This window comes from Stenotrophomonas sp. STEN023 (assembly GCF_056760135.1).
The window spans coordinates 1-12,233 of the sequence record NZ_JBRREF010000120.1; the positions used below are offsets into that span (position 1 = coordinate 1).

The 12,233-nt window shown below is 64.9% G+C and carries 9 protein-coding genes; 8 read left to right on the plus strand and 1 reads right to left on the minus strand.

Going from position 1 to position 12,233, the window contains the following annotated elements; translation table 11 throughout:
- Positions 1 to 231: 231 nt before the first annotated feature.
- Entirely contained in the window at positions 232 to 1,164 is a 933-nt protein-coding gene (locus ACVOLV_RS20895) for a carbohydrate kinase family protein (protein ID WP_303747494.1), read from the minus strand.
- A gap of 274 nt (positions 1,165 to 1,438) precedes the next feature.
- Between ACVOLV_RS20895 and ACVOLV_RS20900 the strand changes: the two genes are divergently transcribed.
- The 8 genes from ACVOLV_RS20900 to ACVOLV_RS20935 all read left to right on the plus strand — a co-directional run bounded on the left by ACVOLV_RS20900 (position 1,439) and on the right by ACVOLV_RS20935 (position 11,656).
- Positions 1,439 to 2,485, plus strand: a complete 1,047-nt coding sequence (locus ACVOLV_RS20900) for a rod shape-determining protein (RefSeq protein ID WP_005419402.1) — start codon at positions 1,439 to 1,441, stop codon at positions 2,483 to 2,485.
- Positions 2,486 to 2,639: 154 nt separating this feature from the next.
- Entirely contained in the window at positions 2,640 to 3,752 is a 1,113-nt protein-coding gene (mreC, locus tag ACVOLV_RS20905) for a rod shape-determining protein MreC (RefSeq protein WP_481556038.1), read from the plus strand.
- On the plus strand, positions 3,749 to 4,234 hold the full coding sequence (mreD, locus tag ACVOLV_RS20910) for a rod shape-determining protein MreD (protein WP_481556039.1): 486 nt from the start codon (positions 3,749 to 3,751) through the stop codon (positions 4,232 to 4,234). The genes mreC and mreD overlap by 4 nt, the downstream gene beginning before the upstream one ends.
- Before the next feature lie 2 nt (positions 4,235 to 4,236).
- Complete coding sequence (gene mrdA, locus ACVOLV_RS20915) at positions 4,237 to 6,333, plus strand: penicillin-binding protein 2 (RefSeq protein WP_481556040.1); 2,097 nt, start codon at positions 4,237 to 4,239, stop codon at positions 6,331 to 6,333.
- Entirely contained in the window at positions 6,330 to 7,436 is a 1,107-nt protein-coding gene (rodA, locus tag ACVOLV_RS20920) for a rod shape-determining protein RodA (protein WP_481556041.1), read from the plus strand. Before mrdA ends, rodA begins: the two co-directional genes overlap by 4 nt.
- 469 nt (positions 7,437 to 7,905) lie before the next feature.
- Complete coding sequence (mltB, locus tag ACVOLV_RS20925) at positions 7,906 to 9,042, plus strand: lytic murein transglycosylase B (RefSeq protein ID WP_481556042.1); 1,137 nt, start codon at positions 7,906 to 7,908, stop codon at positions 9,040 to 9,042.
- A gap of 365 nt (positions 9,043 to 9,407) precedes the next feature.
- On the plus strand, positions 9,408 to 10,349 hold the full coding sequence (locus tag ACVOLV_RS20930; protein WP_481556044.1) for a septal ring lytic transglycosylase RlpA family protein: 942 nt from the start codon (positions 9,408 to 9,410) through the stop codon (positions 10,347 to 10,349).
- Positions 10,350 to 10,441: 92 nt separating this feature from the next.
- Positions 10,442 to 11,656, plus strand: a complete 1,215-nt coding sequence (locus ACVOLV_RS20935) for a D-alanyl-D-alanine carboxypeptidase family protein (protein ID WP_481556043.1) — start codon at positions 10,442 to 10,444, stop codon at positions 11,654 to 11,656.
- Positions 11,657 to 12,233 lie beyond the last annotated feature (577 nt).

Here is a 12,233-nt window from a genome sequence, read left to right on the forward strand (position 1 = left end):
GGGTCTTGGGGGGGGGGGGGGGGGGGGGGTGGCGTGGTGGGGTGGGGGGCTCCCCCGGCCAAGCCGGCAATGTCTGGTTGCGGGCGAGGTCTGCAAGCTGACAGCATGGGAGCTTCGCGGCTCACGCCGCTCCCACAAATGTCATGCGGCCCGCGGATTTCCGGGAAAGCCCCTGCCGAGCATGGCTCGGCACTACCGTTAAAAAAAAACGGCGCCGAGGCGCCGTTTTTCTTAGAGGCCGTAGCCGAATTGCTGCTTGAACTGGTCGTTGAACTCGGCGAAGTCGAAGCGCTGGTTCTGCGTGCCCGGGTGTTCAACCTTGAGCGCGCCCATCAGGTTGCTCATGCGGCCGACGGTCAGCCAATCCATGCCCTTCTCGATGCCGTAGATCAGGCCGGCGCGGAAGGCGTCGCCACAACCGGTCGGGTCGACCACGCGGCGCTCGTGCGCCGGCGGGATGTCGAAGCTCTTTTCCGGGGTGTGGATGATGGCGCCACGCGGGCCCTGGGTGGTGATGTAGGCCTTGGTCCGGGCGACGATGTCCTTCTCGTTCCAGCCGGTGCGTTCCTGCAGCAGGTTGGACTCGTAGTCGTTGACCACCACGTAGTCGGCCTGCTCGATGAACTCGCGCAGCTCCGGGCCGTTGAACAGCGGCAGGGCCTGACCCGGGTCGAAGATGAAGGGAATGCCGCATTCCACGAACTCGGCCGCGTTCTGGATCATGCCTTCGCGGCCGTCCGGGGCCACGATGCCGAAAGTGACGCCCGGCACGTCGCGCACGTGGTTCTCATGCGAACGCATCATCGCGCCCGGGTGGAAGGCGGTGATCTGGTTGTTGTCGTGGTCGGTGGTGATGAAGCACTGCGGGGTGAACATGTCTTCCAGCACCCGCACCTGGCTCAGGTCGATGCCCATGCGCTCGAAGTGCTCACGGTACGGGCCGAAGTCCTGGCCCACGGTGCCCATCGGGATCGGGCTGCCGCCCAGCAGCTTCAGGTTGTAGGCGATGTTGCCGGCGCAGCCACCCAGCTCGCGGCGCATGCGCGGGACCAGGAACGACACATTCAGGATGTGCACCTTGTCCGGCAGGATGTGGTTCTTGAACTGGTCCGGGAACACCATGATGGTGTCAAAGGCAAGGGAACCACAGATCAAAGCGGACATTGCGTACAGGCCTATACGTAAAAGGAAAAGGCCACCGCGCACGCGCAGGCAACCCGGCGCGACTGCGCGCCAAAGTGCGTAAGGTTACCGGCTGCGGCGGCCCACGGCCACAAGCAAGGATGTACCGCAGCTGCCCGGAGTGGTTGAAAGCCCATAATTCACTAGGATTTTCCTTGCTCGGGCGGGGGTGGGTTGATAGGCTAACTCCCCTCATTTTCTGCCCATTTTTTCGCCAACCGGCGTGGGCACGACACCCGTCAGGATCACTCCCCAGATGTTCAAGAAGCTGCGCGGCATGTTCTCCAATGACCTGTCCATTGACCTGGGCACGGCCAACACCCTTATCTATGTGCGCGGCCAGGGGATCGTGCTGAACGAGCCGTCGGTCGTGGCCGTGCGCCAGGACCGTGCCATCGGTGGCACCCGTTCGGTGGCTGCCGTCGGCGCCGAGGCCAAGCAGATGCTCGGCCGTACCCCGGGCCATATCACCACCATCCGCCCGATGAAGGACGGCGTCATCGCCGACTTCACCTACACCGAGGCAATGCTCAAGCACTTCATCAAGAAGGTGCACAAGTCGCGCGTGCTGCGCCCCAGCCCGCGCGTGCTGGTCTGCGTGCCGGCCGGCTCCACCCAGGTCGAGCGCCGCGCCATCAAGGAATCGGCCGAGGAGGCCGGTGCGCGTGATGTGTTCCTGATCGAAGAGCCGATGGCTGCCGCGATTGGTGCCGGCATGCCGGTCACCGAGGCGCGCGGTTCGATGGTCATCGATATCGGCGGCGGCACCACCGAAGTCGCGGTCATCTCGCTGAACGGCATTGTCTATTCGGCCTCGGTGCGTATCGGCGGGGACCGTTTCGACGAATCCATCACCAATTACGTGCGCCGCAACCACGGCATGCTGATCGGTGAAGCCACTGCCGAGCGCATCAAGGTGGAGCTGGGCTGCGCCTACCCGCAGGCGGAAGTGATCGAGATGGAAATCTCCGGCCGTAACCTCGCCGAGGGCGTGCCGAAGATGATCAAGATCAGCTCCAACGAGGTGCTTGAAGCCCTGCACGAGCCGCTGTCGGGCATCGTCTCGGCGGTCAAGCTGGCCCTGGAACAGACCCCGCCGGAGTTGTGTGCCGACGTCGCCGAGCGCGGCATCGTGCTGACCGGTGGTGGCGCCCTGCTGCGCGACCTGGACCGCCTGATCTCCGAGGAAACCGGCCTGCATGTGCAGGTAGCGGACGACCCGTTGACCTGCGTGGCCCGCGGTGGCGGTCGTGCGCTGGAACTGGTGGACATGCACGGCAACGAGTTCTTCGCGCCGGAATAAGTCGGAGGGAATGGAGAATGGGGAATCGGGAATGGGGCAGGGCTTCCTGCATCTTGATCCACTGCCCAGCGCTCGTTTCCCCGACCACTCGGCGTGACGCAAGCCACGCCGTTTCCGTTCTTCATTCCCGATCCATCTTTCCCAGTCTTCTGCCGTGCCCCCTTACGCCGGTCCTCCCGTAGCCTCCCGTCAGGGAGACGCCGCCAGCACGCTGCGTCTACTGGCGTATCTGGCCTTGGCCATCACCTTGATCGTGCTCGACGACCAGGGCGGCTGGATGTCGCGCCTGCGCGCCCAGGCCAATGTGCTGGTGCAGCCGATCTGGGCCTTGGCCGGTGTGCCGGGCCGGGTAGGGGCATCGGTCAAGGACAACGCCGCCAGCCACACCCAGCTGGTCAGCGAGAACCGCGAGCTGCGCAACCAGCTGTTGATCGCCAACGCGCGGTTGACCCGCCTGCAGACGGCTGCCTTGGACAACGCGCAGCTGCGCGAGCTGCTTAACGCGGCCGAGCGCAACGGCCTGGACGTGCAGTTGGCACCCATCCTCGATATCGACCTGGACCCAGTCAAACAGCGGCTGGTGCTGGATTCGGGCAGTCGTGCCGGCGTGCATGTCGGCCAGGCGGTGATTGATGCCGGTGGGCTGATGGGGCAGGTGATCGCGGTGACGCCCGCGCATTCGACCGTGCTGCTGCTGACCGATCCGGACCATGCAGTGCCGGTGGCGGTAGCGCGCAATGGCGTGCGGCTGATTGTCTACGGCCGTGGCGACCGCCTGGAACTGCGTGACATTCCGCTCAGCGCTGGCGTGGAAGTTGGCGATGAAATCGTCACTTCCGGCCTCGGCGGGCGTTTCCCGGCCGGCTTCCCGGTGGGCAAGATCCTGAAGTTGCGCCCTGACGATACCCATGCCTTCCTGGTTGGCGAGCTGGAACCAGCGGCCAAGCTGGACCGCGGCCGCAACGTGTTGTTGCTGCGCTCGGTACCGGCCCTGCCGCAGTTGCCGGATAGCAGCGTAATCGACCCCGTGCCGGATGGCGTGGCAGCGGGCGGCCCGCCAGCGGCCCCGGCCAATCGCATGGGTGCAGCGCTGGTTCCATCCACGGATGCTGCAGCCAGCCAGCCGGCTGCGGCTGCAACACAGCCCGCTGCTGCCGAAGGCCTGGCGCCGGTCGTGGCTCCACCGACAGCGCCAACCCGCGAATCCACCAGCCCGGCCACGCCTGTCACCACCGATAACCCGACCCCGCCGCAGGTGCGCCCATGAGTCGTCTGCGCACCAAAGGCTGGGTGATGCCGGTCAGTTTCGTACTGGCCTTGCTGCTGGCGCTGATTCCGCTGCCCGAACTGCTGTTGCCGGCGCGCCCGTACTGGCTGGCGCTGGTGCTTGCCTACTGGGTGATCGAAACCCCGGACAAGGTTGGGTTGGGCTTTGCGTTCTGCATTGGCCTGCTGGCCGATGTGATGTTTGGTGGCATTCTCGGTGAGCAGGCGATGCGGCTGGTGGTGATGGCCTTCATCCTGCAGCGCTTCCGTGCGCGCATCCGCTTCTTCCCGCTGTCGCAGCAGGCCTTGGCGATGGGCGGGCTGCTGTTCAACGACCGCGTGATCGATGCCGCCATCCACCTGCTGGTTGGCGAGCCATTGCTGCCGTGGAGCTACTGGGTGGCGCCGCTGCTGGGTATGGCCTTGTGGCTGCCGCTGTATGTGCTGCTGGACGCGGTACGACTGGGCAAGCGCGGGCGCTGACGATGGCGTCGCGCCGCCAGCACAAGAACACGCACGCAGAGGCCGAGCAGTTCCGGCGGCGTGCCGCGATCGGCTTCCTGGGTGTGCTGCTGACCCTGGGTTTCCTCGCCGGCTGGTATTTCAAGCTGCAGGTGCTGGACCACGACATCTACGCCACCCGTTCCGAGGCCAACCGCATCAAGGCGCGGCCGGTGGTGCCGGGGCGTGGCTTGATCTACGACCGCAACGGCCGCCTGCTGGCCGAGAACGTGCCGGCCTTCCGCCTGGACGTGACCGCCGACAAGGTCGCGGACATGGACGCCACTCTGGCCGGTTTGCAGAAGATCTTCTCGCTCAGCGAAGAAGACATCGAGCGCTTCAAGCAATCGCGCAAGGCCCGCCGTGGCTTCATGCCGGTGACGTTGAAGCTGCGGGTCAGCGACGACGAGATGGCACGCTTCGCGGTGGACCGCTGGCGTTACCCGGGCGTTGAGCTTGAGCCCTATCTGACCCGGCGTTACCCCTATGGCGATCTGTTCGGCCACATCATCGGCTACGTCGGCCGGGTCGATGACAAGGATCTGGAAGAGCTGGGCGAGGGCAATGCGGCGCTGACCCACATCGGCAAGTCCGGGCTGGAGCGTTTCTACGAAACCCAGCTGCGCGGCAAGATCGGCTACGAGCAGGTCGAGACCAATGTGCAGGGGCGTGCGATCCGCACGGTTGGGCGGGTGCCGGCGCAGTCGGGCACCGATCTGCGGCTGTCGATCGACGCTGACCTGCAACGCGCCATGGTGGCGGCGTTCGGCGAGCAGGAGGGGTCGGCAGTGGCGATCGATCCGCGCACCGGCGAGATCCTGGCCATGGTCAGCCTGCCGTCGTTCGATCCCAATCTGTTCGTCAACGGCATCTCCCACGCCGACTTCAAGGCACTCAACGAGAACCCGTCGCGACCGCAGTTCAACCGGCTGGTGCTGGGCGGCGTGGCACCGGGTTCGACGGTGAAGCCCTTCCTTGGCCTGGCTGGCCTGGACAGCGGCCTGCGCCGGCCCGAAGACAAGATCCTGTCGCGCGGCATGTTCTACCTGCCCGGCGTCAGCCGTGGCTGGGGTGACGCCAACCGTGGCGGCCATGGCTGGACCGATCTGCGCAAATCGATCACCCAGTCGGTCAATACCTATTACTACCAGCTCGGTATCGACATGGGCATCGAGCGCTATGACGACTACATGGGCAACCGCTACGGCTTTGGCCAGCCCACCGGCATTGATCTGGCTGGCGAGATCGGTGGCATTCTGCCGTCACCCGCAGCCAAGCTCAAAGCCAACAAGGAGCGCTGGTACCCGGGTGACACGGTCAATGCCAGCATCGGCCAGGGCTTGTGGAAAGTAACGCCGCTGCAGCTGGTGCGCGGTGTTGGTGGCCTGGCCACCGGCCAGCTGCGCACGCCGCACCTGGTGATGGAACAGCGCGCCGGCTTCGACCATGACTGGGCGCCAACGCAGCTGCAGGCAAGCAGGCCGATCAGCCCCAATCCGGCCAACGTGCAGGCAGTGCGCGAGGGCATGATGGGCACCATGCAGCCTGGCGGCAGTGGTTGGCGCTCCGCTGCCGGTGCGCAATACCGCATGGCGGGCAAGACCGGTACCGCGCAGGTCATCAGTCGCAAGGGCACGGCCGCGTTGAATCCGCGCAGCCTGCCGATGCACCTGCGCCACCGCGCGCTGTTCGTTGGTTTTGCGCCTGCCGAGGAACCCGTGATCGCTATTGCCATCGCGGTGGAAGGCGGCGGTTACGGTGGTTCTGCCGCCGCACCGATCGCGCGCAAGGTGTTTGATGCCTGGTTGCTCGGGGTGATGCCCGAAGGCCTGCAGCCGCTGGATGCCGAGCGTGGCACGGTGGCGGTGGGCGTGACGACGTTTGATACCGAGGATGCCAGTTGGCGCGCACGCGGTGAGCAGGTTGCGCCGCAGTTCGCCGATCTGCCGATCATGGTCGGCGCTCCGGCACCGCTGCCAGGCACGCCGCCGCAGCCTGCACCTGAAGCGCTGCCGGGCGTTGCGCCGGCAGTTGCGCGTCCGGCGGTGCCGGCGGCAACGACAGCGGAGGTGCGCCGATGAGGGATTTCCTGCGTTGGGCGTTGGAGATGGGTCAGCGCCTGACCCGTGGCCTGGACTGGCCGCTGCTGTTTGCCTTGCTCGCCTTGATGGTCATTGGCTTGTCGGTGCTGGACAGCGCCGGTGGCAGTGGCCTGGTGATGGCGCAGGGCGCACGTTTCGCAGTGGGCCTGGTGGCGATGTGGGCGATCTCGCGGGTGTCGATCCTGCGCATCCGCGCCTGGACGCCGATGATCTATGCCTTGTCGATGCTGCCGCTGCTGGCGGTGTTCGTGCTGGGCACCGGCAAGTACGGGCGGCAATGGTTGAACCTGGGCCTGTTCTATCTGCAGCCGGCCGAGCTGTTGAAAGTCAGCCTGCCGATGATGGTGGCCTGGTACCTCAACCGCATGCCCTTGCCGCCGCGTATTCCGGTGGTGCTGGTGGCAGCGCTGATCATTGGTGTGCCGACCGGGCTGGTGATGTTGCAGCCAGACTTCGGCACCGGTGTGCTGATCGCCGCCAGCGGTGCCTTCGTGTTGTTGCTGGCTGGCCTGCCGTGGTGGTGGGTAGGCGTGGGTGTGGGCGGTGTTGCCGCGGCTGCGCCGGTGGCCTGGTTCTGGCTGCTGCGGCCCTACCAGAAGGACCGCATCATGATGTTCCTCGATCCTGAGAGTGATGCGCTGGGCGCGGGCTGGAACATCATCCAGTCCAAGATCGCGATTGGCTCCGGAGGCTTCACCGGCAAGGGCTGGGGGCTGGGTTCGCAGTCGCACCTGAACTTCATTCCCGAGCAGACCACCGACTTCGCGTTCTCGGTGCTCAGCGAGGAGTACGGCTGGATCGGTGTGGCGATCGTGCTGGCCTTGTACCTGTTCGTGATCGGTCGTTGCCTGTGGATCGCGGTGGACTCGCGCGATACCTATTCGCGGCTGCTGGCAGGTGCCACCGGTCTGGCGTTCTTCGTCTACATCCTGGTCAACGGCGGCATGATTTCCGGATTGTTGCCGGTGGTAGGCGTGCCGATGCCGCTGATCAGTTATGGCGGCACCTCGGCGGTGTCGTTGTTGGCCGGCTTCGGGCTGGTGATGGCGGTGCGTGCGCATCGGCCGGTGCACGGCGGCTAGCGCAACGCTGTTGCGCGGATCATCTGTTTATCCGCGTCAATATTGCGAGCTTTGATCCAGATCAAACACCTGGCTTTACTAAACCTTCACACTACGCCCCGTCACCGGCGCGCTGTCCGCGCTGTGACTGCCGGCTCGCCGTATGGGGCAGCTGGCAGGTTGGCATCTGGCGGGATGACGGGGGGAGCCGTCGTCCCGGGTCCCCCGGAGGCTGACGCGAGTGTCGGTCATCTCAGCGGGATGGGGAGATGGCCGGCGCTCAATTTTTTTGCTTGGCCAACAATGGTCACGATCCGTTCTGAACCAGATGGTGGCCGATAGCCGGCGGCAACGCGCCGCCTATTCATCGGATGGCGTGAATCAAAGGGGGCTGGGGTGCTGGCGGGCGAAGCGTATTTTTCGCTTCAATCTTGTTGTGTTTCATGGTGTTATTGCGGGAAATTCATCTTTGACCTGCTAATCTCGCCCGATGATTAGACGCGCCCTGGTTTGCTGCCTCACCCTCGGCATGGTTGCCTGCGCAACCCAGCCGAAGTCTCCTACACCCCTGCCGGCCCCGGCGGAAACTCCGGTCAAGCCGAGCACTGGCCCGGCCGAAGCCGTACCCGAGGCCAAGGCCGCGTTGCCGCCGGTCGATCTGACGCCGGTGCCGTTCGAAATCGCCCGTGCCAATTTCGTGCGCGATACGGCGGCCAGGTACCGCATCGATCCGGCCTATATCGAAGCTACGCTCGCCCAGGCGCAGATCCGCGAGCCGATCATCGCCGCGATGTCGCGTCCGGCCGAGCGGGTCAAGCCGTGGAACGAATACCGGCCGATGTTCATCACCCAGGCGCGTATCGACGGTGGCCGTGCCTTCCTGGCGCAGCACCGCGATGAACTGATGCGGGTGCAGGAACGCACCGGCGTGCCGGCCGAAGTGATCGTCTCCATCATCGGTGTGGAAACCAGCTACGGCCGCAATGCCGGCAATCACCGCGTGCTCGACGCGCTGTACACGCTGGCCTTCAAATACCCGCGCAGCGGCGACCCGGCCAAGCTCGAGCGCGAAGTGCGCCGCGAACTATTCTTCCGTGATGAGCTGGCCAAGCTGTTCGAGCTGAGTGCGCTGGAAAAGCTCGACATCACCACGCTCAAGGGCAGTTACGCCGGGGCGATGGGCATGGGCCAGTTCATGCCATCCAGCTACCTGGACTTTGCCGTGGACGGCAATGGCGACGGCCGCCGTGACCTGTTCAACAGCTACGACGATGTGTTCTCGTCCATTGCCAATTACTTCGTCAAGAAGGGTGGCTGGATCCGCGGTGGCACTGTTGCGGTGCCGGCCACGCTGCAGGCTGGTTTCGAGGAGTTCAATCCCACTGATTGGACCCCGACCTACACCGTCACCGAGTTGGCCGCGCGTGGCTACCAACCGGTCACGCCGGTGCGTGCGGTCAATGCCAAGGCTACCCCGGTGACCCTGGAAGGCAGTGACGGCAAGCAGTACTGGCTGGGCTTCCAGAACTACTACGCAATCACCCGTTACAACATCTCCAAAATGTACGCGATGGCCGTGTTCCAGCTGTCCCAGGCCATCGCCGGCAAGGAGCTTCCCCCGGCATGAACATCAAGTGGCTGGTCCCTGCGTTGATCGTGCTCGGGCTGGCCGCCTGCAGCAGCGCCCCCAAGAAGTCGGCATCTGGTACTGCGGGTGCCAGTTCGGCATCGCGTCCGGCGACGGTGGTGCACGGGCGTGGCAGCGCACGAGGTGAGTGCCCTGAAGGCTCGCCGTATGCCAAGGCGCAGGAAGACCTGTCCACCCGCGGTAATTACACCGCTGGCGGTCTGTACAAGCCCGGTGTAAGCGACACCACGCCGAGCTATGTGCCCAACGTGAACTGCATTCCCGAGCCGTTGGTGACCAACGAGGCGCGCTCGGCGGTCGGCAATAGATCGCCGTATACGGTGCTGGGCAAGCAGTACCAGATCATGGACCGGGTCGATAACTACGTGGAGCAGGGCACTGCCTCGTACTACGGGCAGAAATTCCACGGGCGACTGACCTCCAACCGTGAGGTGTACGACATGTACGCCTTCACCGCCGCGCACAAGACCTTGCCGCTGCCGAGCTTCGCGCGGGTGACCAACCTGGACAATGGCGAGTCGGTGATCGTGCGCGTCAATGACCGCGGTCCCTTCCATGAAGGCCGCGTCATCGATCTCAGCTACGCCGCTGCAGTGCGGCTGGGCATCACCCAGCGCGGCACCGGCCGGGTTGAAGTGCATGGCCTGACCCCCGGCAGCGAGAACCTGCAGGCCTCCGGCGACAGCCGTCGCGCCCGTCGTGAACGGGCGCCTGCGACGCTTGCCGCGGCTGTACCGGCAACGCGGCCCGCCGCGGCCAGCCCCAGCCGCATGGACCAGCTGGTCGAGAAGCTGCCGACCGCACCGGCACGTCCGGTTGCCGGCAATGCCGATCACTTCGAGGCCTGGATGAAGGACAACGGCGTGCGTGTCGCGACCGGTCGTCCGGCCACTACCAGCGCTGCCAGCACTGCGTCTGCGCCGGTCAGCGTTCAGGCGCTGCCCGCATCGTCGGAACTGCTGCAGTTCACCCCGCCGCCGGGCGTTGCGGGCGCGTCAGCACCGGTTTCCAAAGCCGTGCCAGCAGCACAGCCTGACCCCGCTTCCCGCGCACTGGGTGCGATCCTGCTGCAGGTGGCCAGTTTCTCCAATCGTGACAACGCCGCGCGGGCCTTGGGCCAGCTGTCGTCTGCCGGTATCGTCGGGGCCAGCCTCAGTGACATCGTCAGTGGTGGCCGTACCCTGTGGCGCCTGCGTGTGCCGGCCAGCGACAGCAGCAGTGCCACGGAACTTGCCGGGCGCATTGCCGGTCTTGGATTTGGCCTGCCGCAAGTGGTTCGCGATTAACCCCAGCCATACCGGGGTGCCGCCAGCTGGCTGGCGTCGCCCTACAATGACTCCCCGAATTTTCTTCCTCGTCCATCAGGAACCGTTTTCCGATGAAATTCCGTTTTGCCGCCGCTGCACTGGCCACCACGCTCGTCGTGGGTCTGGCCTCCGCTCAGACCCCCACCCCGACGCCGACCCCCGCGCCGGCCGCAGCTGCCGCTCCGGCACAGGTGGCTACGCCGCCGGCACCGGTCCCGACCACGGCCACGGCATGGGTGCTGATGGATTACGCCACCGGCCAGGTGCTGGCAGGTGAGAACATCCATTCGCCGCTGCCGCCGGCCAGCATCACCAAGGTGATGACGTCCTACGTGTTGGCTGCGGAAATGAAGACCGGCAAGATCAAGCCGGACGACCAGGTGATGATGAGCGAGCGCGCCTGGCGCGAAGGCGGCGCAGGCACCGATGGCAGCTATAGCGGCTTCCCGGTCAACCAGACCGCGCGTCTGGAAGACATGGAAAAGGGCATGGCGATTCAGTCCGGCAACGATGCGGCAATCGCCCTGGCCGAGCATGCGGCTGGCAGCCAGGAAGCCTTCGCGGCGCTGATGAACAGCTACGCGGCCAAGATCGGCATGAAGGACTCGCATTTCGTCAACGCACACGGTTTGAACGCCGAGGGCCACCAGTCCAGCGCCTACGACCTGGCCTTGCTGGGCCGCGCCTTCGTGCGCGACTACCCGGAGACCTATGCGTACAACAAGATCAAGGAATTCACGGTAGGCAAGATCACCCAGCCGAACCGCAACCTGCTGTTGTGGCGTGACCAGAGCGTGGACGGCATCAAGACCGGGCACACCTCGGCTGCCGGTTACTGCCTGCTGAGCTCGGCGCAGCGCGGTGACCAGCGTCTGGTGGCGGTGTTGATGGGTGGTGCATCGGAGAAGCAGCGTGCTGACGACAGCCTGGCATTGTTGAACTGGGGTTTCCGTTTCTTCGAAACCCATCGCATGTATGAGCCGGGCAAGGCAGTGACCACGCAGCATGTGTGGAAGGGTGCGGCCGATGAGGTGCAGTTGGGTGTGGCGCAGCCGATGTTGGTGAGCGTGCCGCGCGGCCGTTACAACGATCTGAAGCCGTCGATGGACGTGCCGAAGGAGTTGGTGGCGCCGATCACTGCAGGTCAGCAGATTGGTACGGTCAAGGTGTCGCTGGATGGCAAGGTGGTTGCCGAGGCGCCGTTGGTGGCCGTGCAGGCGGTGGAAGAGGGTGGTTTCTTCAAGCGTCTGTGGGATGCCTTCATGATGTGGTGGAAGTCCGAGTAAGGGCTTTCACAGGCTGAAAAGCCGAGCGGCGTTGCGGTGTTCTGTCGACTGGAGTCCAGGTCGATGGGGCGCAGCAACGCCGCTTTTGTTTTGTCTACGAAGTGGCGCAGCTCCGCTCCCATCCTTTGCCAAGTGCAGCTGTGCTCCCTCCCTTTGCCGCAGGCAAGGGGAGGGCCGGGGAGGGGTGGCTTTTGCTGTTGCTGTTGCTGTTGCCGTTGCTTCGGCCTTTGACGTTGACTCACCGGGCCCCTTCCGCAGCGACGGAGCCAGTGGGAAGAACCCGAAGGGCGACGTGCATGGATGCACGTCGTTTTTCGCCACGACAGGGATGTCGTGTCGAAAAATCCCGCTGGCGGAGTGAACCCGCGTCGCGTAGCGGCGTGGGCGCGTAGGCAGGGTGTGCTTGACCAGCCATTCGGCTGTTGAGGAGCTCTTCTTTTGGTTATCTTTTCTTTGCACAAGCAAAGAAAAGTAACTCGCTCCCCGAAGGGGAGTGAAAGCTCTTGCTCTTGCTGTTGCTCCTGCACTTGCAATTGCACATGCGCGTGCTCAGGCGCATGCCCATACAATAGCCCAT

Bases quoted from the DNA above. Each gene is read 5' to 3' on its own strand.
- ACVOLV_RS20895 (WP_303747494.1), bottom strand. From the start codon at position 1,164: ATGTCCGCTTTGATCTGTGGTTCCCTTGCCTTTGACACCATCATGGTG.
- ACVOLV_RS20900 (WP_005419402.1), top strand. From the start codon at position 1,439: ATGTTCAAGAAGCTGCGCGGCATGTTCTCCAATGACCTGTCCATTGAC.
- mreD (WP_481556039.1), top strand. From the start codon at position 3,749: ATGAGTCGTCTGCGCACCAAAGGCTGGGTGATGCCGGTCAGTTTCGTA.
- mrdA (WP_481556040.1), top strand. From the start codon at position 4,237: ATGGCGTCGCGCCGCCAGCACAAGAACACGCACGCAGAGGCCGAGCAG.
- rodA (WP_481556041.1), top strand. From the start codon at position 6,330: ATGAGGGATTTCCTGCGTTGGGCGTTGGAGATGGGTCAGCGCCTGACC.
- mltB (WP_481556042.1), top strand. From the start codon at position 7,906: ATGATTAGACGCGCCCTGGTTTGCTGCCTCACCCTCGGCATGGTTGCC.
- ACVOLV_RS20930 (WP_481556044.1), top strand. From the start codon at position 9,408: ATGGACCGGGTCGATAACTACGTGGAGCAGGGCACTGCCTCGTACTAC.
- ACVOLV_RS20935 (WP_481556043.1), top strand. From the start codon at position 10,442: ATGAAATTCCGTTTTGCCGCCGCTGCACTGGCCACCACGCTCGTCGTG.